The following is a 19,158-nucleotide window of genomic DNA, read 5'->3' on the forward strand; positions in this document are numbered from 1 at the left end:
GCCATAAAAGCCATCAAATAAAACACCGCCTCAACGCCGTAAAAATAGCCTGCCAAGGCTGCTAACACGGCAGCGGTGGCATTGCCGCCATGGTTATAGGCCTGGTTTTGCCCCAACTGATGAGCAAGCCCCGTCTGGCCCACTAAGCCTAGGGTTAAGCTGAGCATAGCGGGGCCAATGGCCGCCGCGGCGATACCCGTGGCAATCTGTGAAAACGCAATAAACCAGGTTTGTGGCCAGAACAATAGGACCAGATTGACGGTGGCTACCAATACCGCACAGCCCACCACCAACAAACGTTTATAGCGTGTAGCATCTGCTAACATACCGGCGGGCGTTGTCGCTATCAGGCTAGCAAACCCGGCAATGGTCATCACGAAGCCGATTTCAGCGGGCGACCATCCCAGCGCCACAAGGTAAATGCCTAAAAACGGACCGAGGCCATCGCGCACATCGGCCAGCGAAAAATTTACCAACGACAATGCACGCGTCGAGCGTAAAACGGCAGGCTGCTGATTATTCATGGATGTTCCTATCACAACGACTACCGATCAAAATGTGGCTACCATCAGCATCAGGCAAGCCGCGCGAAGCAACAATGACAGCAATATCTTATACCAACCCAGTACGTGAGTAGGACAGCTGAATTTCAACGTATAGCAATTTAAGGTATGGCAAGCAGCAGAATAAGCGCATGTCGCTAAACGTTGATTGAACCGGTAGCGACAAACGCCCCGGCCACCCTCTATACTAGCAACTTATACTAAAGTCTAAACAACATCCTAAGAGACCCTATGCCCATTTCTTTGCCGCTGCGGCGCCTTTGGACGCTGGATAAATTCGCCTACAGCCTGCGCGTGTTTATAGCCTTCAGCGGTGCGCTGCTGTTTAGCGGCTTAATGGGCAATGTGGCTCTGGTGATTCCCCTCTTTCTGGGCATCATCGCCTGTGCATTGTCTGAAACTGACGACAGCTGGCAAGGTCGCTTTCAAGCCCTGATGGTGACGCTGGTGTGCTTTACCTCGGCGTCTTTTATTGTCCAGTGGCTGTTTCCCTGGCCGTGGCTGTTCGTGGTGGGCCTGGGCATTTCAACGTTTACCCTGATCATGCTGGGCGCTATCGGGCAGCGTTACGCCACGATAGCCTCCGGCACGTTAATCCTGTCGATTTACTCGATGATCAATATTGAGCAGCACGGCGGCGTTGATGAAGATGTGGCCACGCGCCAACTGCTGCTGTTGGCGGGGGCGGTCTGGTACGGGTTAATTTCGATCGTATGGTGCGCGCTATTTTCGCGCCAACCGGTGAAGCAGAGCATGGCGCGAGTGTACAAGGCGCTGGGCGAGTTTCTGATTCTGAAGTCGGCGCTATTCGAGCCGGTGCGGGGCGTAGACGTGGAGGCGCGCCGGGTAGCACTGGCACGCCAGAACGGCAAAGTGGTCGATGCCCTGAATCAAGCCAAAGAGATGATTTTTAGACGGCTTGAAGGCCAGCGCGGAGACCGCAAGCTTAACCGCTACCTGCGTATCTACTTTATCGCTCAGGACATTCATGAACGCGCCAGCTCCACTCACTACCCGTACAGCGCGCTCAGCAAAGCGTTCTTCCATCATGATGTGCTGTTTCGCTGCCAAAGGCTGCTGGATCAGCAGGGGCGCTCCTGTCGCCAGCTAGCCAAATCGCTGCTACTCAACCGGCCGTTTGACCATCAGCAGAGTGAAGAGGCGCTGGCCGATTTACACGCTTCGATTGAGAACTTACGCGACCGAGGTAAGCCCGAGTGGCGTCCGCTACTTTATCCACTAAGTGCGCTGGCAGATAACCTAGCCACGTTGGAAAACCAGCTCGCCAGTGCCCACAATCCTGGTGTCAGCGATGAACGGCGCGACAGCTCGCTTTATGACCGCTCACCGTCCAGTGTGCTGGAAGCATGGAAGCGGGTGCGCCTCAACTTTACCCTTGGCTCGCCCACCTTTCGTCACGCCGTGCGGCTCTCGATTGCGTTAATGACGGGCTACGGGATTCTGCAATGGATCGACCCCGAACAGGGTTTCTGGATTCTGCTCACCACCCTGTTTGTCTGCCGACCCAACTTCGCTACCACGCGACGCTTCTTATCACAGCGGATTATGGGCACGGTCCTGGGGCTGTTGGTGGGCTGGGCGTCGATCAGCCTTTTCCCGCACCCGCTGGTGCAGAGCATGATCGCCGTGGCCGCTGGGGTGTCGTTCTTCGCCAACCGCGAAAAACACTACGTGATTGCCACTGCCTCCATCACGCTACTGGTGCTGTGCAGCTTCAACCAGGTAGGGGATGGTTTTGACCTGATCTTGCCCCGCCTGTTTGATACCTTGATTGGCTCGCTGATCGCGGGCTTAGCGGTGTTTTTTATTTTGCCCGACTGGCAGGGGCGCAGGCTTTACCGCGAGGCCGCCAATGCGCTGAATAACCACCGCCGCTACCTGGAAGAGATTATCCATCAGTACGAGGAAGGTAAGCAGGATGACTTGGCCTATCGCCTAGCCCGGCGCAATGCTCATAACGCTGACGCGGCACTCTCCACGCTACTCACCAATATGCTCCACGAGCCAGGGCACTACCGTAAACTGGACGCAGACAATGGCCTGCGCTTTCTGGTGCTCTCCAACACTCTGCTTAGCCACCTTTCAGCACTAGGCGCCCACCGCCATCAGTTGGCAGATGATGAAGACGACGCCACTTTGGTACCGGTAGCAAAACGCATTGGAGAGCTGTTGGGTCAGATCGCAGAACAGCTGAATAAACGCCAGCCGATAGAGGCGCTAACGGATCAAACCGCCAAACTGTTAGCCCAATTAGAAGGGCAGAATACCGCTATTACGGATGAAAAAGCCGTCGCCCTTTATCGCCCTATTCAGAGCCAGCTCCGTCTTATTACAGAGCAGCTCGCCCCGCTAGGCGAGGCGGCAAATCGATTAGTGGGAAGCGAAGCGCCCACCGCCAGCAGTACAGCGGCTTAAACCTGCCCATAGCGCCCTGCGGCTTCGCCTAACCAACGGCGTACCAGCACGGCGGTAATCTCAGGATTGCCCTGTAGCGTTTGGGCCATGGTGCTCACTCGTTCCAGAAGGTCGGCATCGCGTTCCAGGTCGGCAATTTTCATCTGTGCCAAGCCGGTTTGGCGGGTGCCGAGTACTTCGCCGGGGCCGCGGATTTCCAGGTCTTTCTCGGCGATGCGGAAGCCGTCAGTAGTTTCGCGCATCACTGCCAAGCGCTGGCGGGAGCTTTTCGACAGCGGCGGATGATAGAGCAGCACACAGAAGCTTTCCGTGCTGCCGCGGCCTACCCGGCCGCGCAACTGGTGAAGCTGCGAAAGCCCCAGACGCTCGGGGTTTTCGATAACCATCAGGCTGGCGTTGGGCACATCCACCCCCACCTCAATGACCGTGGTAGCCACCAGCAGATCCAGCTCCCCCGCTTTGAAGGCAGTCATCACCTCGGCTTTCTCGCTTGATTTCATCCGTCCATGCACCAAGCCCACCGCCAACTCAGGCAGCGCCTCCGTTAGCTCATCACGGGTAACTTCGGCGGCCTGACACTGCAGCACGTCGGACTCATCAATCAGCGTACAGACCCAATAGGCCTGACGACCCTCGCTGCAGGCCAGTCGAATGCGCTCAACCACTTCGGGGCGGCGCTCATCGGGCACCACCACGGTTTTCACCGGCGTACGGCCGGGAGGCAGCTCGTCGATCACCGACACATCCAGATCCGCGTAGGCGCTCATGGCCAAAGTGCGGGGGATCGGCGTAGCAGTCATAATCAATTGGTGCGGGGTAAGCCCGCCCGCTTCGCCTTTCTCGCGCAATGCCAGGCGCTGGTGCACGCCAAAGCGGTGCTGCTCATCAATAATCGCCAGCCCCAAGCATTCAAAGTGCACGTCGTCCTGAAACAGCGCATGGGTGCCCACCACCATACGCGCACGGCCATCGGCAATCGCTGCCTTGGCATCCAGCCGCGCTTTGCCTTTAAGCTTGCCCGCCAGCCACGCCACTTCAATACCCAGCGGCTCAAACCAGGCTTTAAACGAGCGGTAGTGCTGCTCGGCGAGGATTTCAGTCGGCGCCATAATCGCCGCCTGACAATTGCCCGCCAAAGCGCTCAGCGCGGCCATGGCGGCGACCACGGTTTTTCCCGAACCCACATCACCCTGAATCAGCCGTAGCATTGGCGCCGGGCGGCTTAAATCGTGGCTGATCTCTTCCAGCACGCGGCGCTGGGCGCCGGTTAGCGCAAACGGTAATTGGGCCAAAAAGCGCGCCTGCAGGCTGCGCCCAGAGGGCAGCGTGGGCGCGCCATCGGCCTGAATACGCAAGCGAACCTCGCGCAGGCTAAGCTGGTGAGCAAGCAGCTCTTCCAGCGCTAAACGCCGCGTGGCCGGGTGCTGGCCGCTGGTGAGTTGCTCGATGTTCACATCGGGCGGTGGCTGATGTAACAGGTGCAGGCTGGCGTGCAAGCCCGGCAGCTGAAAGCGCTGAAGCAGCGTATCGGGAATGACATCGGGCAAGGCCTCGGGGGCACTGTCGAGAAGCCCAAGCGCCTGTTGAGCCAGAGCGCGCAGCCGGGGTTGGTTCAAGCCTTCCGTGGTGGGGTAAATGGGTGTGAAATACTCATCGACCGGCGTTTCACTGCCACCACTGAGGCGGTATTCGGGGTGATAGATCTCTAAACCGGTTGCCCCGGCCCGCGCTTCACCGAAGGCGCGTACCGTCGCACCAGGGCGTAGCTGTTGCTGCTGGGCAGGCGAAAAGTGAAAAAAGCGCAGGCTCAGAATGCCGCTGGCATCACGCAGGCGTACCAACAGGCTGCGGCGGCGACCTTTAACCACATCGCAGGCGGTCACTTCGCCTTCGATCACCGCCTCCTGCCCTGCCCGCAGCAGGCCAATCGGCGTCAGCCGCGTACGGTCCTGATAGCGCAGCGGCAGGTGAAACAGTAGATCGCTGACCCGCTCAATCCCCAGCCGGCCAAGCTTCAGCGACAACGCTTCGCCCACGCCTTTCAGCGCGGTGATGGGCGCGGAGAGATCGCTCATGGGGCGCTTTTCACGGCCTGAGTAGGCTGCTGGCAGTGGCTGATCGCCTGAATCAGCGCCTCAATGGCTTTAGGGCGTGGAAAGCTCGCTCGCCAGGCAATCGCCACGGTGCGCGACGGTGCTGGCGCCACAAACGGCCGACTGACCAGTAGGGCGTTTTCATACTGATTAGTGCCCAACGCCGACTGCGGTAGAACGGTAATCCCCAGCCGGGAAGCGACCATATGGCGAATGGTTTCCAGCGAGCCCCCTTCCGCAATCAGCGTGTTGTTAGGACTGTTGAGCTTTTGGGTAATCGCCGGGCAGGCTTCCAGAATCTGATCGCGGAAGCAGTGACCTTCACCGAGCAATAGCAGGCGCTCTTCGAGTAAATCCTCTTTATTGATCGCTTCGCGCGACACCCAAGGGTGATTGGCGGGCATCAATACCTCAAAGTCTTCCTCGTAGATGGCCTTTGTCACTACATCGGTTTCTGTAAACGGCAGTGCCACAATGATGACATCCAGCTCACCGCTTCTGAGTTTGGCGCGCAGCGTGCCAGTCATGCCTTCTTCAATATACAGCGGCATCTGCGGGGCCGCATTTGCCAGCGCAGGGACCAGATGAGGAAACAGGTAGGGCCCGATCGTATAAATCGCGCCAATGCGCAGCGGGTTGGCCAACTGGTCTTTGCCGCTACTGGCCAGCTCGAAAATCAGCGTGCTCTGTTCCAGCACACGCTGCGCCTGAGCAACGATCTTTTCACCCAGCGGGGTAACTTGTACGGTGGACTTAGAGCGCTCAAATAGCGGCGTTTCAAGCTCCTCCTCCAGCTTTTTCACCGCCACGGAGAGTGTGGGCTGTGAAACGTGGCAGCGTTCTGCCGCGCGTCCAAAATGGCGCTCCTGGGCGAGGGTTACGATGTAGCGAAGTTCTGTTAAAGTCATAGCGGTGCCAGTGGCATCCTCTCGTAGCAGCTTGTGACTAGGGTATGTACGAAAACAGTGTTTGTACGAAAATAGTGTTGTACGAAAAACCTAGCATCATAGCAGTCAGCGGGATGGTAAAGGACAAGCAAGCTCTGCCGACGGTTTTCTCACCCGACAATGACACAGTTCAATGTCAACGTTGGTAGAGACTTTGCATCTAATAGGGAATATTAATCAAGAGGAGTGAGCACGGTGAAGCTAACCGTACTGATTATCGGCTGTGGCGATATTGGGATCAACCTTGGGCGCGAGTTGCTTGAGGAAGGGCACCAAGTGATTGGGATGCGGCGCAACGTCGAGGCCTTAAAAGGCACCGGCATTAAACCGCTGAAGCTGGATTTAAACGACCTCGAAGATGCCGATGCCAAAAGTCTTCCTCACGCCGACTATGTGGTTTATACCGTCAGCGCTGACCGTTTCGAAGAAAGTGCCTATCAAACCGCCTACCCAGAAGGGTTAAAGCGCGTTCTGAGTGTGATGGAGCAGCACAAGACGCCACCACGCCGGGTGTTTTTCGTCTCTTCAACCAGCGTACATGGCCAGCAGGAAGGCGAAGTAGTCAATGAAGAGAGCCCCACTGACCCCAGCAGCTTCTCTGGCACATTGATGTGCGAAGCCGAACAGGCGCTGATCAATCATTCGCTCCCTGGCACAGTCATTCGCTTCTCAGGCATTTACGGCCCAGGTCGTGACCGGCTGATTCATCAGGTCGCTGAAGGCCGCGTGGCGGCAATCACCCCAGTGATCTATTCTAATCGCATTCACCGCGACGACTGCACCGGCATTATCGCCCACCTGATTCGCTATCAAGAGAGCGGTGAAACGCTGGCCGATATCTACCTGGGCAGCGACTGCGAGCCGGTCACCATGCATAACGTGATGACGTGGTTGGCGACTCAGCTTAAAGTAGAGGCCACCGAGACCATGCAGTCCCCTTTGCGCCGTCGGACCAGCAAGCGTTGCGATAACCAGCGCATCTTGAGCACTGGTTATCAGTTCCGCTTCCCCAGCTACCGCGAAGGCTATTCACAGGTGCTCAAAGAGGGCGGCTTCCTAGAGGTGAACCAGGTCTAACCGATTAGGTTAATCGCCAATCACCATCACCGCTTCCGCTTCCACCTGACTGCCTTTGGGCAGCGCTTTCACGCCAACAGCGGCTCGGGCGGGGAAAGGCGCGGTGAAGAACTCTTCCATGACTTGGTTAACAATCGCAAAGTTATCCAAGTCGACCAAATAGAGATTCAGCTTAACGATATCGCTCAGCGAACCTGCCGCTTCTTCACACACTGCTTGCAGGTTGGTGAAGACCTGACGTGCCTGAGCTTCAAAATCCTCAGAGACAATCGTCATGGTGGTAGGGTCTAGCGGAATCTGGCCCGAGAGATACACCGTGTTCCCCGCTTTAATAGCCTGGGAGTACGGGCCAATAGCAGCGGGTGCTTTGCTGGTGTTGATAACAGCCTTATTGCTCATGCGATGTCTCGCTCCTTCAGTGGGTAATAAGTCGTTCTAATTAGTGCCCTGCCCACTCAGCCAATAGTAAACACTACCGATATACCATCAGCATGCTGTTATAGGCGTATTAGTTGGCGAGTCGGGTAATTTTGCTAACGTTGGGTAGATTTCGGATGCGTTTAATAATGCGTGCCAGATGCACGCGTCCTTTCACTGACAGCGTCAAATTAACGGTGGAAAGCCGGGCATCGCGCTCTTCAATGCCGATACGCTCGATATTGGCATCGGCATCGGTGACCAGTCCGGCCAGTTCTGCCACCAGCCCTCGGCGGCTCTCAATTTCAATACGCAGTGCCACCGGGAAGTCTTCATCAATCGTGTCCGACCATTCCAGCGCGAAGAGCTTATCGGGGTCGTTTTTATCCGCAACGTTTTTACATTCGGCGCGGTGAACGACCAAGCCTTTGCCGGTAGAAAGGTGGCCCACCACAGGGTCGCCCGGTAGCGGGTGGCAGCAGCGCGCAAAGTTAGTCACCATGCCTTCACTACCGCTGATCACCACGGCTTTGCTGCCTTCAATTCCCGCGGGATGCTCATAAGTATCATCACCGTGGGCGGCATCCACTAGGCGCCGAGCCACCACGTGCGTCATACGATTGCCTAGCCCCAGCGATTCCAATAGAGACTCTTCTGAAGAGACATCCAACTCTTTAAAGGCGCGTTTAATGGCGCTTTCATCCAGCTCTTCCAGGCTGGTATCAAACGGCGCCAGGGCTTTATTGAGCAAGCGCCGACCCAGCATGACAGCTTCGGTCTGCTGCTGGTATTTCAGCGCATGGCGGATAGCCGAGCGCGCCTTGGCGGTGGTCACAAAGCTAAGCCAGGCAAGGTTCGGGCGCGCACCAGGGGCGGTAATAATTTCCAACGTCTGGCCGCTCTCTAAGCGTGTCGAGAGCGGTGCCAAGTGACGGTCAATCCGGCAAGCAATACAGTTATTGCCAATATCCGTGTGTACGGTATAAGCGAAGTCGATCACGGTCGCGCCTTGCGGCAGCTCCATGATGTCGCCTTTGGGGGTAAACACGTAGATATCATCAGGGAACAGGTCGTTTTTAACGTGTTCGATAAACTCTAGCGAATCGCCAGCGTGGCGCTGCATCTCCAGCAAACCTTTCACCCAGGCGCGAGCACGAGCGTGGCTGCCTTCGGCAATCGGGTGCGACGTTTGCCCTGCCTTGTAAAGCCAGTGAGCGGCAATACCGTTATTGGCCATCGCTTCCATCTCACGGGTACGTATCTGTACCTCAATAGGCATACCGCGAGAACCAAACAAGGTGGTATGCAGGCTCTGGTAGCCGTTCGCTTTGGGAATCGCAATATAGTCTTTAAAGCGCCCCGGTACCGGCTTATAGAGGTTATGCACCACGCCTAAAATTCGGTAACAGCTGGCCACATCTTCGGTAATGATGCGAAATCCAAACACATCCATAATTTCGGCGAAGGGCTTACGCTGGTCGCGCATCTTCTTGTAGATCGACAGTAGATGTTTTTGCCGGCCAATCACTGTGCCGTTCAGGCCATCTTCATCCAGGCTTTTTTGCAGCGATGACTGGATTTCACGCATCGCGCTGCGCCGATGCCCACGCGCTTTAGCCACCGCACGCTTAATGCGTTCGGCGCGCATCGGGTGAATCGCTTGAAAAGAGAGATCCTCAAGCTCAACACGAATCGTGTTGATGCCCAACCGCCCGGCAATGCGGGCATAAATTTCCAGGGTTTCGCGGGCAATGCGGCGCTTTTTATCAGGGCGCAAGGCGCCCAGGGTGCGCATGTTATGCAGCCGGTCGGCCAGCTTAACGATGATAACGCGGATATCCCGCGACATCGCCAGCACCATCTTCTGGAAATTTTCCGCCTGGGCGACGGCTTTGTCTTCAAAGGTGATTTGGGTAAGTTTGGATACCCCATCGACCAGTTCTGCTACCGGTTTGCCAAACTGAGCCTCCAGGGCCTTTTTGGAAACGCCGGTATCTTCGATAACGTCATGCAGCATGGCGGCCATCAGGCTTTGATGGTCCATGTGCATATTGGCAAGAATATTCGCTACCGCCAGCGGATGGGTAACGTAAGGCTCGCCGGAACGCCGCCGCTGGCCGTCGTGGGCCTGCTCAGCATAATAAAAGGCACGTTTGACCTGCTGGATTTCATCCGGGGGTAAATAGCCGCCGAGTCGATCGGCCAGGTCATCAATGGTGAACATCTACCGCGCCTCTATCGGTTCGTTGCAACGTTAGTCGTCGATATGAGTAGGCGCCATGGCTGGGCGCGGACGCACAGCGGCTTCAACTGGCTCGTCCAATACCGTGTGATCCACCAGGCCTGCGGCAATTTCACGCAGCGCCATGACCGTGGGCTTGTCATTTTCCCATGGCAGCAGCGCATCGCGGGAGCCACGCGCCAGCTGACGAGCGCGCTGGGTGGAAATCATCACCAGCTTGAAACGGTTTTCAACATTTTCAAGACAATCTTCAACGGTTACGCGAGCCATGGGAGCCTTCCTGTTATGACGGAACCGGGCCGACACCGTAGAGAACGGCGCCGACCCAGTGAAAAAAATGGTGCGACAAAAATAGTGCAACGCAATAGAAAGTAGTAGAACCTGATAGATTACTCGACCGCAGGCGCCTGTGACAAGAGTGCAGCTAACAGTGGCGCATGGCGCTCACACATTACCGGGCGGCTTAAACGTCGGCTGATGACTAATGATTGTAACTCTTGCAGCGCCGTCGTGAAGTCATCATTCACTACCAAGTAATCATATTCGTGGTAATGGGACATTTCGCTTATTGCATCGCGCATACGCCGGGCAATCACCGCATGCTCATCGGTGCCACGGCTAGCAAGGCGCCGCTCTAACTCTTCGCGTGAAGGGGGAAGTATAAAAATCGACACCGCATCAGGCATTTGCTCACGCACTTGCTGGGCGCCCTGCCAATCGATCTCCAGAATAACATCCTGCCCAGCTGCCAGTAATACCTCGACCGCCTTCCGCGAAGTACCGTAGTAATTATCAAAGACGTTGGCATACTCAAAGAACTCGCCGCGCGCGATCATCGCTTCAAACTCAGCCACATCGATAAAATGATAATTCACGCCATCCACTTCACCCTCGCGCTTGGCACGTGTGGTATGCGAGACCGACACCTGAATCCCATCCAGGCTTTCAATTAGCTCGCGCACCAAGCTAGTCTTGCCAGCACCCGACGGAGCAGAAACGATAAAAAGCGTACCTTGGGACATGAAGCGCGTTCCCCTCAGTTGGCAAAATAAGTAGCGAAAATAAGTAGCAAAGAACAGTAAAGCGACTGCAGCAGAGCAGTAAGGCTGCGCAGTATCGCACACCCATCGCTGCGACTGTAGCGTTGGCAGCGACATACAGGGAGGTAAGCATGCGCAGTACGCTATTTATTTTAGGCCTGATTGCACTGGGTGTAGCCCTGCAAAAAGGCATTATTGAGATTCCCCGCCACTGGGCGCCCTGGGCTCCGCTACACATTGACGACCCCATCACACCGGTCACTCAACTGAAGCTAAGCCGCTTGGCCGATGACCGCGCCGGCTGTTTAGCGGCGTTAGATACGGTGCCCGAAGGCGAGCTGCGCTACACGCCGCTGGCCGATTACACCCCCACGGCAAGCTGCCCGCTTTCCAATGTCGTGCGCATGCAATCAAGCGATGTGGCATTTAATCGGAGCTTCGTGGCGTCCTGCCCCATGGCACTGGCGTGGGTGATGTATGAACGCCACGCGTTACAGCCTGCCGCCGAGGAAATTATAGGCAGCCGGGTGAGTCAGGTTAACCATGTAGGCAGCTTTGCTTGTCGTAACGTGTATGGCCGCGAAACGGGCAGACGCAGCGAACACGCCACCGCCGAAGCGCTGGATGTGGTGGGGTTTCAGTTTGAGAATGGCCAGCGTATTACGCTGATTAACGACTGGGATGATGAAGGTGCAACGGGGGAGTTTTTACGCGCCGCGCGGGATGGTGCCTGCAAGACCTTCGGCAACATATTAGGGCCGGATTACAACGCCGCGCATGCCGATCACTTTCATATGGGCATGCGCGGATTTCGTCTGTGTCGCTAACGTATCAACCGCCCTTATTCGAGGTTGATATCGTCTTCATCCGTAGCTGCACCGGTGGCGGCGCCAATACCACCGCCAATGACAGCGCCTTGCGTCATACTACCGCCTGTAGCTGCCGCTGCACCAGCGCCCACGGCCGCACCTACGCCAGCACCACTAGCAGTCCGCTCGCCGGTAGAGGTACCACAGCCTGCCAAGCCGATAGTCAACGCTACCACTGCGCCTAGAGTCACTGAACGTGTCGTTTTAAATACTTGAGTGTGCATACTCATCTCCTTATGGGTTGCTGCTTTTTCACCTTAGAGAGGATTCGCCGTCTTTGCCATATTAATTATCACTGTTCGATAACTATGCAAAGTTTATGCACAATTAGCCAACGCTAGACACGCTGGGCCACGGCCCCATAGGTGCGCTTTTCCAGCCAGCGCCCAGCCGCAAAAATCACTAAGCCGCACAATGCCAATCCAGCGCCCACCAACCCGGTGCTCGACCAGCTAAATCCCGCACTGATCGCCAGGCCCGCTAGCCACGCCCCTAAAGCGTTAGCCCCATTAAAGGCCGCATGATTGAGTGAGGCCGCCATGGTTTGTGCATCTTCCGCCACATCCATCAAGCGGGTTTGTAAAGACGGTGCCAGCGCCATGCTGGTGCCCACCAACCCGACAAACAGCAACCCTGTCCAGGTGTTATTGGCTGCAAAGTAGAACAGCCCCTGAACCACCGCACACCACACTAAGATGAGCGGAATAGCGCGCATCAGGTTTTTATCCGCCATGCGCCCGCCGATTAAATTACCGGCAATGGAACCCAGACCAAAAATCACCAGCACCAGCGGCCCCAGCGCTTCGCTCATGCCCGCCTGCTGGGTCAACGTCGGCATCACGTAACTAAAAATCGCAAACATGCCGCCACAGCCAATGCAGGCGAGGGCTAATGCGACTAATACACGCTGTTTTAATAATGCGGAGAGCTCGCGTAGCGGGCTCGCAAAGGTATCCACCGGCTGAACCGGCACATAAAACCTGATTAACAGGGCGGTGAGCAGCGCAATGCCCCCGACCCCCACAAACGCGATTTGCCAGCCAAACAGATTTCCTGTCCAGGTGCCCAGCGGCGCCCCAATCAGAATCGCCACCGTTAAGCCCATCATCACCCGGGAGATAGCCCGCGCCCGCTGGTCGACCGGCACCGCCCCCGCCGCCACCAGCGCCGCGATGCCAAAATAAGCCCCATGCGGTAAGCCAGCCAGAAAACGCAGGCCCACAAATGACCAAAACCCCGGCGCCATGGCACTGGCAATATTGCCCACGGCAAATACCAGCATCAGCACGATCAACAGCAGCCTTCTGGGCGCCCGTGCAGCCAGCGCGGAAATCAGCGGTGCGCCGACCACCACGCCCAGGGCGTAGCTACTAATTGCATAGCCCACCTGGGGCACGGTCACGGCTAAATCGCCCGCCACGCGGTTCATCAAGCCCATGATGACAAACTCGCTGGTGCCGATACCAAAGCCACCCAGCGCCAACACAAATTCAGCCAAGCGCGGGTTACGCGCCAGCCCTTGAGACGACGATGCTGTCGTATCCTGCATGTTTTTCTCCTTGGGATATCGCACTGGTGGCATCTCGGTTAGCGTTAAATGATCGCAGGATTAGACGAAAGTAGAAACACGCCGCGCTCAAAAAGTTAGCGGGCAAAGAAGATAAGCGCCGCGGTTTCCCACTTCTACGCTCGCTTTGCTAGTGTGAGGCTTTTACTAAACGCGTGAGGCAATGATGACGCCCGACACCATTGAACAAGCCATGCAAGCGTTAGCTCAAGCCGACCCAGATATTGCCCGCGCCTACCCATTGGTCGGGCCTCCTGGCCCACGCCAGCGCGACCAAGGCTTTGCGACGTTTTTCAGTACTATCGTTAGCCAGCAGCTCTCCACCGAAGCGGCTCGCGCCATTATGGGCCGCGTCAATACGCTGCTGCCCGAGCTGCACGCCAAAGCGGTCATGGAAGTAGAAAGCCAAGCACTGCGCGATGCGGGGCTCTCCTGGCGTAAGATCGAGTACGCCAAAGGCCTCGCGGAAGCGGAACTGGCGGGCACCTTTAGCGCCGATGGGCTTGAGCACCTGAGCGATGAGGAAGTGATTACCGCGATCACTCAGCTGCGTGGCTTTGGCCGCTGGAGCGCCGAGATCTACCTGATGTTCTCGCTCAAACGCCCGGATATTTTCCCAGCGGATGATCTAGCCCTGCGGGTAGCGCTAGGCCGCCTTAAAGGCATGGACGACAAACCCACGCCCAAACAGGCGCGCCAGCTCGTCGAACACTGGGCACCCTGGCGTAGCGTGGGTTCGCTGTTTCTGTGGCACTACTATCGCGGCGAGCCGCTTTAAACAGTAGGCTCAGCCTGAAAACTGGCTGCGCTCGACCATACGGCGTTAAAAATCGTCTCAAAGTACTCATTTACACAACGTAAACTCCGTCTTTTCACCGATTTTTGCCTTGTCTGGCCTTCGCTCGCCGACTTTTCAGACAGAGCCTAAGCATCCAGGCCGCCAAATTTGCCGTTCTGGTAATCGTCGACCGCCTGAACGATCTCTTCGCGGGTATTCATCACAAACGGCCCGTGGGAGTAGACCGGCTCATCAATCACTTCGCCATGGCCAAACAGCAGACGCGCATCGCTGCTGGCTTCGATAACAACGCTATCGCCATCGCGGTCTACTTCGATCAGATGGTGAGGCTGAACCGGCTCACCGCCCACTTCGACATCACCATTCACAACGTAAAGAAACACCTGCCGCCCAGGGGCAACGGGCAGCTGTTCATGGGCGCCGGCAGGCAATTTCAGCGTCGACATAAACACGCCGGTGAGCGTCTCGATAGGGCCAGCGTGCCCCTGCCACTCACCTGCAATCAGGTTCAGCTCACCGCCGCCGGGCAGCGCAATGGCAGGTATGTCCGCCTGTTGCAGCCCCACATAGCGCGGCTCCCTCATTTTCAAGCGGGATGGCAGGTTAACCCATAGCTGCAGAATTTCCAGCGGGCCACCCTCACGTAAAAACTCAGGCGGCGAAATTTCCGCATGCACGATGCCGCTACCCGCGGTCATCCACTGCACACCGCCCGCGTTGATCACGCTTTGATGCTTAGCGCTATCCGCATGGGCCAGTGAGCCCTCTAAAATAAAAGTGACTGTTTCAAACCCACGATGCGGATGCGGGCCGAACGGCAGCCCACGGTTATTGGCCGGATAGGTCTGCGGGCCATGATGGTTAAGAAACAGAAACGGATCGAGCTGTTCAAGCTGTGGCCCCGGTAGCGGCCGCCGAGTAATCAGATCACCAATATCGTCACGCTGGGCCGAATGTTGGGCGATAACGCGACGCGCTGACTGAGTAGTGTCTAATGGCATAAGTGACTCCTTATCAATACGCCCAGCGTAAAACCTCAACGCGCCGATGAGGAGCGAATAATTTGCCCCGTTTCATTGAAGGAAATTGTTATTAAACGTCTCAGCGTTTTCCTCAAAACTCGGTCACTACTGTTACGCCCGCCCCTTCGAACTTATCCATGTTCATCAGCGCATCAATCGACTGCTCAAGGGTGATCCGTTTGCCGATCAGCTTTTCAGGCGCCAGCTTTCCTGACTGTATCATCGCCAGCATGGCGTCATAGCGATGCGCCTGCATGCCATGACTGCCCAGTATTTCAAGCTCGTGGGCAATGACTTTACTCATGGGAATGGCCGGTGTGCTGTTCTCAGCCAACATCAGCCCGACCTGCACATGCTTGCCACGTTTACGCAAATTGCTGATGGAGTTAAAGCAGGTCGTTGGATGCCCCAGCGCATCCAGCGATACGTGAGCGCCTCCCCGGGTTATCTCCGCAACCGCTTCCACCATATTGGCTACCTTGGCGGCATTCACCGTGGCAGTGGCGCCCAATTGACGGGCCAGATTAAGCGCCTCTTCCGAAATATCGACGGCGACAACGTTAGCGCCAATCGCATTGGCAATCATCACCGCCGATAGACCTACACCACCACAGCCGTGGACGGCCACCCACTGGCCTGCCGCTGTTTTGCCCTGATCCACCACTGCCCGAAACGAAGTGACGAAACGGCAACCCAAGCTAGCCGCCGTTGCAAAATCCAGTGTTTCTGGCAGCGCGACCAAATTCACATCAGCGTAGTGAATACTCACATACTCGGCAAATGAGCCCCAATGGGTAAAACCGGGCTGAAACTGGCTATCGCACACCTGATGATTGCCGGAGTGGCACTCAGGGCAAGTACCACACCCACCCACGAATGGAACCGTGACACGGTCACCAATGCGCCACTTTTTTACGTCTTTGCCCACGACTTCAATCACACCGGAAAGCTCATGCCCCGGCACATGGGGAAGCTGGATATCGGTGTCATGCCCCACCCAACCATGCCAATCGCTGCGGCAAACGCCGGTCGCCATGACGTTCACCACAACGCCGTGCGGCTCAGGGGTAGGATCAGGCAGTTCCTGGATCTGTGGTGGGGCGGAAAATTGCTCAAAAACAACGGCTTTCATTCAGGTCTCCTACACTTATCGCTTTTGTACTTTATAACGGCTCCTGTGGATAAGAAGCGAATTTATTGGCTATTAATGCTTAACCGCCCCACTACCTGAAACGAATCACCCGTTGGACGCACCACGATCATCTCACCCGAGCTAACGCCGCCGCCAATCAGCGCAGTGATATTCACCTGATGGGTGACCAGCAGCAAATTACCCGGCCCCCGCCATGCGGCAATCTGCTCTTGGGCGGTTTGAGTAATTGACGCCTGATCGCCGCGCCCGCGAAAGAACGAATCCAACCAAGGGGTAGATGTTATAGGTCCCAGCGCCATCAACTCAGCGGTATCCAGCGCCCGGCACCAGCTTGATGAGTACACCGCCGCAATGGGAATATCCCGCTCACGAAACGCGCGGCCAGCAGCTTCAGCCTGAGCACGCCCAGCCGCAGAAAGATTGCGCTGAGTTTCGCAACGGCCACGCTCAAATCCCGGCGGGTCGCCAATGCCAGGGGCCAGGGAATGGCGCATTAGAATCACCAAGCCACCCTCTTCGAGTGCTTGCCAGGTGGCGTCGTTTGCCTGGGCGCTGAGTGGTAATGTACACAGCACAGAGAGCAGTAGCGTTAAGGTGAGGTGGCGTAGGGTGGGCATAGAAGGGTTCTCTATCGGTGGCGTGTCACTAGCAGCGCTGTAGACTTTATAAGCTGCCTACAGTATTCAGTTGCTATCAAGCCTTCCCCACTCAGGATACAACGTCTCTCGAATTGAGCGAGGCTCATTACTGCATTCTGCCGCAGTGTAAAATGCCCATGCCAACGCAATAGCATGGTCTCCCACTCAACTGTCACAACCAGTAATGGCCAATGTTATAGGCAGCCTCACTCAATATTCTGAATCTGCTCCCGCATCTGCTCAATCAGCACCTTTAACTCCACCGCGCAGCGGGTCGTCTCTGCCACCACGGATTTTGATGAGAGCGTATTAGCTTCCCGGTTGAGCTCCTGCATCAGGAAATCCAGGCGGCGGCCTTTGGGGCCTTTTTGGGCGAGCTGGTGGCTCACTTCTTCGATATGCGCCGTTAAGCGGTCTAGCTCTTCATCCACATCGGCTTTTTGGGCCACCAGCACCAGCTCGGCTTCCAGGCGTTGGGGGTCGAGTTCGGTTTTGGCGACTTCCAGGCGTTCCAACAGCTGGGCGCGTTGGCGCTCCAGAATCTGCGGTAACAGGCTGCGCACTGTGGCTACCTGCTCACTTGCCGCCGCCAGGCGGGTGGTAATCATTTCGGCCAGCTTGTCGCCTTCACGGGCGCGGGCGTCAATTAGCTCATCCAGCGCTTGGTCAAATAGCGCTTTGGCGGCGGCTTTGATGGAGTCTTGATCCAGGTGCTGGGTTTCCATTACGCCGGGCTGATTGAGAAGCGCGAGCGTGGTGGGCGGCACGGCGCTGGGCACCTGCTGCTGAATGGCGGCTAGGGCGTCGGCAATCTCTTTTAACCGCTGGACGTTCACCGCCGGCGCTTGAGCAGTTTCAGAACTCTCGAACCGCACGCTGCACTCCACTTTGCCACGGGCCAGGCGAGTACGCAGTGCTTCGCGCAGCACCGATTCTAAATCCCGTAGGCTTTCATGTAGGCGAAAATGTGGCTCTAAGTAGCGCTGATTCACCGAGCGAATTTCGACCTGCAAGGTGCCAAAGGGGGCGGCCTGCTCGGTGCGGGCGAAGGCGGTCATGCTGTGCGTCATGGAAAAACCTGTAGAGAGATTAGCGTGTCAGAAGTGTAGAGCATTCGCTAACACTCTTGTTTGAATTGACGCGTCTATTTATTCGATACGTTGAATACTGAGCCAAAGTACGGAAATCAAACACCCATGATGTCTGGCTGCACCTCAATAAGCAGACTGGCATCCGGCGATGGCGTATCCATCACCTCGAAGACGCGGTCGATCATCTCGCCCACGTTTTGTCGTGCCATGATCAGGTGAGGGTGAAACGCAGCGGCCAGCGGGTCCCAGTCAAAGCAGCCAACAATCACATCGTCAAGCTGATAGCCGCCCCGCTGTAGCCAGCGCACGATTCCCTCAAGCGAAATCGTTGAGTTGACGAACATCGCGCTGGGAAGCGTAGCGCGGTGGCGTATATACGCCTCTAGCGCGACCTGGGCCTTATCGGCGGCATAGTCGCAGGGAATGATGTCTGCCTCCGAGGTGGAAAGCCCGCGTTCAGCGCGAGCCTGGGTGAATCCAGCAATCCGCTCGCGGGTATTGTGATCCTCCGCACGGCCACCAATAAACAGGATGGCGTTGTCACTTGGCGCTTGGCTGGCTAGCTGATCGAGAATGGCGTGGGTCAGCTTTTGCGCGCCCTCTCGGTTATTGGAAATAATCGAGGGGGCCTTACCGCCGGGCAAATCCAGGTTAATACTCGCCACTCCGCTCTCATCGCACATCGCTGAAATCGTGTCGGGATCAGTGGCCCCGGTACTGACTAAACATTCGACCCGGTAGGCGAGCATCATGCGCGCCGCCTCGCGCTCTTGGGTCGGGTCTCGGTTGGTACAAGCGACAATCGCAAACAGCCCACGGCGCCTCGCCTGGGCTTCGAAATGTTGGGCAATCGAGCTGAAATAGCGATTGTCGTAGAGCGGCAGAATCATGCCAATAATCCCCGAACGCTCCCGGCGCAGCGCACGGGCCTGCATGTTGGCTGAATAGCCTTCCGCTTGGGCGAGGGAAAGAATTTTGCTAGCCAGTTTTTTGCTGATGCGACGGCGCTGCCAAGTGCCGTTGAGCACGGCACTGACGGTACTAGGCGACGTTTCTGCCAACCTCGCTAAGTCGTAAATAGTCAGCCGCTTGGCTGAAGAGTCGCTAACCACGGGGCAGCTCCTTGCGATTAGATAAAAGTAGCATTGACGTGATGAAGGAATAGATCAATCCTACATATTGCACAACCGATTGTGCACGCTCG

18 protein-coding genes are annotated in these 19,158 nt (G+C 56.6%); 4 read left to right on the top strand and 14 right to left on the bottom strand.

Going from position 1 to position 19,158, the window contains the following annotated elements; translation table 11 throughout:
• On the bottom strand, positions 1 to 524 hold a 524-nt coding region (locus tag CXF87_RS03305), incomplete at its 3' end, for an MFS transporter (protein WP_157826464.1).
• 270 nt (positions 525 to 794) lie between these two features.
• Here CXF87_RS03305 and yccS point away from each other — a divergent pair.
• Positions 795 to 2,999, top strand: coding sequence for a YccS family putative transporter (gene yccS / locus CXF87_RS03310; protein ID WP_101145459.1), 2,205 nt, complete (start codon positions 795 to 797; stop codon positions 2,997 to 2,999).
• Here yccS and recG read toward each other — a convergent pair.
• Together recG and CXF87_RS03320 are read right to left on the bottom strand one after the other, a co-directional pair.
• A complete protein-coding gene (recG, locus tag CXF87_RS03315) occupies positions 2,996 to 5,074 on the bottom strand; it encodes an ATP-dependent DNA helicase RecG (protein ID WP_101145460.1) in 2,079 nt (692 codons plus the stop codon). The two genes, yccS and recG, sit on opposite strands and share 4 nt — an antisense overlap.
• Entirely contained in the window at positions 5,071 to 6,000 is a 930-nt protein-coding gene (locus CXF87_RS03320) for a hydrogen peroxide-inducible genes activator (protein WP_101145461.1), read from the bottom strand. Before CXF87_RS03320 ends, recG begins: the two co-directional genes overlap by 4 nt.
• 234 nt (positions 6,001 to 6,234) lie before the next feature.
• Between CXF87_RS03320 and CXF87_RS03325 the strand changes: the two genes are divergently transcribed.
• Positions 6,235 to 7,116 (top strand): SDR family oxidoreductase, encoded by an 882-nt coding sequence (locus tag CXF87_RS03325; protein ID WP_101145462.1) that lies wholly within the window; start codon positions 6,235 to 6,237, stop codon positions 7,114 to 7,116.
• A 9-nt stretch (positions 7,117 to 7,125) separates the two neighbouring features.
• Here the strand turns inward: CXF87_RS03325 and CXF87_RS03330 are convergent, their stop codons facing one another.
• The 4 genes from CXF87_RS03330 to gmk all read right to left on the bottom strand — a co-directional run bounded on the left by CXF87_RS03330 (position 7,126) and on the right by gmk (position 10,797).
• Positions 7,126 to 7,515 (bottom strand): RidA family protein, encoded by a 390-nt coding sequence (locus CXF87_RS03330; RefSeq protein ID WP_101145463.1) that lies wholly within the window; start codon positions 7,513 to 7,515, stop codon positions 7,126 to 7,128.
• Between the two features lie 109 nt (positions 7,516 to 7,624).
• The gene (locus CXF87_RS03335; RefSeq protein WP_101145464.1) at positions 7,625 to 9,757 is read right to left on the bottom strand and encodes a RelA/SpoT family protein; all 2,133 of its coding nucleotides are present in this window, start codon (positions 9,755 to 9,757) and stop codon (positions 7,625 to 7,627) included.
• Positions 9,758 to 9,787: 30 nt separating this feature from the next.
• Positions 9,788 to 10,045 carry a DNA-directed RNA polymerase subunit omega gene (gene rpoZ / locus CXF87_RS03340; protein WP_007112267.1) on the bottom strand — a complete coding sequence of 86 codons (258 nt, stop codon included), beginning with the start codon at positions 10,043 to 10,045 and terminating at the stop codon, positions 9,788 to 9,790.
• Positions 10,046 to 10,164: 119 nt separating this feature from the next.
• Positions 10,165 to 10,797, bottom strand: coding sequence for a guanylate kinase (gene gmk, locus CXF87_RS03345; RefSeq protein WP_101145465.1), 633 nt, complete (start codon positions 10,795 to 10,797; stop codon positions 10,165 to 10,167).
• 149 nt (positions 10,798 to 10,946) lie between these two features.
• Between gmk and CXF87_RS03350 the strand changes: the two genes are divergently transcribed.
• A complete protein-coding gene (locus tag CXF87_RS03350) occupies positions 10,947 to 11,642 on the top strand; it encodes an extensin-like domain-containing protein (protein ID WP_101145466.1) in 696 nt (231 codons plus the stop codon).
• Between the two features lie 14 nt (positions 11,643 to 11,656).
• Here the strand turns inward: CXF87_RS03350 and CXF87_RS03355 are convergent, their stop codons facing one another.
• Together CXF87_RS03355 and CXF87_RS03360 are read right to left on the bottom strand one after the other, a co-directional pair.
• On the bottom strand, positions 11,657 to 11,908 hold the full coding sequence (locus CXF87_RS03355) for a hypothetical protein (protein ID WP_101145467.1): 252 nt from the start codon (positions 11,906 to 11,908) through the stop codon (positions 11,657 to 11,659).
• Positions 11,909 to 12,021: 113 nt separating this feature from the next.
• Entirely contained in the window at positions 12,022 to 13,233 is a 1,212-nt protein-coding gene (locus CXF87_RS03360) for an MFS transporter (protein WP_101145468.1), read from the bottom strand.
• A 184-nt stretch (positions 13,234 to 13,417) separates the two neighbouring features.
• Between CXF87_RS03360 and CXF87_RS03365 the strand changes: the two genes are divergently transcribed.
• Positions 13,418 to 14,029: a DNA-3-methyladenine glycosylase family protein gene (locus CXF87_RS03365; RefSeq protein WP_101145490.1), complete on the top strand. Its 612-nt coding sequence runs from the start codon at positions 13,418 to 13,420 to the stop codon at positions 14,027 to 14,029.
• A gap of 146 nt (positions 14,030 to 14,175) precedes the next feature.
• On the opposite strand, the gene CXF87_RS03370 is transcribed toward CXF87_RS03365, so the two are convergent.
• The 5 genes from CXF87_RS03370 to CXF87_RS03390 form a co-directional block, all read right to left on the bottom strand.
• On the bottom strand, positions 14,176 to 15,051 hold the full coding sequence (locus CXF87_RS03370; RefSeq protein WP_101145469.1) for a pirin family protein: 876 nt from the start codon (positions 15,049 to 15,051) through the stop codon (positions 14,176 to 14,178).
• Between the two features lie 112 nt (positions 15,052 to 15,163).
• Entirely contained in the window at positions 15,164 to 16,204 is a 1,041-nt protein-coding gene (locus CXF87_RS03375) for a zinc-dependent alcohol dehydrogenase family protein (protein WP_101145470.1), read from the bottom strand.
• A gap of 62 nt (positions 16,205 to 16,266) precedes the next feature.
• A complete protein-coding gene (locus CXF87_RS03380; protein ID WP_101145471.1) occupies positions 16,267 to 16,842 on the bottom strand; it encodes a histidine phosphatase family protein in 576 nt (191 codons plus the stop codon).
• Positions 16,843 to 17,069: 227 nt separating this feature from the next.
• The gene (locus tag CXF87_RS03385; RefSeq protein WP_101145472.1) at positions 17,070 to 17,933 is read right to left on the bottom strand and encodes a YicC/YloC family endoribonuclease; all 864 of its coding nucleotides are present in this window, start codon (positions 17,931 to 17,933) and stop codon (positions 17,070 to 17,072) included.
• Between the two features lie 116 nt (positions 17,934 to 18,049).
• Positions 18,050 to 19,066: a substrate-binding domain-containing protein gene (locus tag CXF87_RS03390; protein ID WP_101145473.1), complete on the bottom strand. Its 1,017-nt coding sequence runs from the start codon at positions 19,064 to 19,066 to the stop codon at positions 18,050 to 18,052.
• Between the last annotated feature and the right edge of the window lie 92 nt (positions 19,067 to 19,158).

The organism is Halomonas sp. MES3-P3E, from assembly GCF_002836035.1.
Classification (GTDB): Bacteria; Pseudomonadota; Gammaproteobacteria; order Pseudomonadales; family Halomonadaceae; genus Vreelandella; species Vreelandella arctica.

Bases quoted from the DNA above. Each gene is read 5' to 3' on its own strand.
- yccS (WP_101145459.1), top strand. From the start codon at position 795: ATGCCCATTTCTTTGCCGCTGCGGCGCCTTTGGACGCTGGATAAATTC.
- recG (WP_101145460.1), bottom strand. From the start codon at position 5,074: ATGAGCGATCTCTCCGCGCCCATCACCGCGCTGAAAGGCGTGGGCGAA.
- CXF87_RS03320 (WP_101145461.1), bottom strand. From the start codon at position 6,000: ATGACTTTAACAGAACTTCGCTACATCGTAACCCTCGCCCAGGAGCGC.
- CXF87_RS03330 (WP_101145463.1), bottom strand. From the start codon at position 7,515: ATGAGCAATAAGGCTGTTATCAACACCAGCAAAGCACCCGCTGCTATT.
- CXF87_RS03335 (WP_101145464.1), bottom strand. From the start codon at position 9,757: ATGTTCACCATTGATGACCTGGCCGATCGACTCGGCGGCTATTTACCC.
- rpoZ (WP_007112267.1), bottom strand. From the start codon at position 10,045: ATGGCTCGCGTAACCGTTGAAGATTGTCTTGAAAATGTTGAAAACCGT.
- gmk (WP_101145465.1), bottom strand. From the start codon at position 10,797: ATGTCCCAAGGTACGCTTTTTATCGTTTCTGCTCCGTCGGGTGCTGGC.
- CXF87_RS03350 (WP_101145466.1), top strand. From the start codon at position 10,947: ATGCGCAGTACGCTATTTATTTTAGGCCTGATTGCACTGGGTGTAGCC.
- CXF87_RS03355 (WP_101145467.1), bottom strand. From the start codon at position 11,908: ATGCACACTCAAGTATTTAAAACGACACGTTCAGTGACTCTAGGCGCA.
- CXF87_RS03360 (WP_101145468.1), bottom strand. From the start codon at position 13,233: ATGCAGGATACGACAGCATCGTCGTCTCAAGGGCTGGCGCGTAACCCG.
- CXF87_RS03365 (WP_101145490.1), top strand. From the start codon at position 13,418: ATGACGCCCGACACCATTGAACAAGCCATGCAAGCGTTAGCTCAAGCC.
- CXF87_RS03370 (WP_101145469.1), bottom strand. From the start codon at position 15,051: ATGCCATTAGACACTACTCAGTCAGCGCGTCGCGTTATCGCCCAACAT.
- CXF87_RS03375 (WP_101145470.1), bottom strand. From the start codon at position 16,204: ATGAAAGCCGTTGTTTTTGAGCAATTTTCCGCCCCACCACAGATCCAG.
- CXF87_RS03380 (WP_101145471.1), bottom strand. From the start codon at position 16,842: ATGCCCACCCTACGCCACCTCACCTTAACGCTACTGCTCTCTGTGCTG.
- CXF87_RS03385 (WP_101145472.1), bottom strand. From the start codon at position 17,933: ATGACGCACAGCATGACCGCCTTCGCCCGCACCGAGCAGGCCGCCCCC.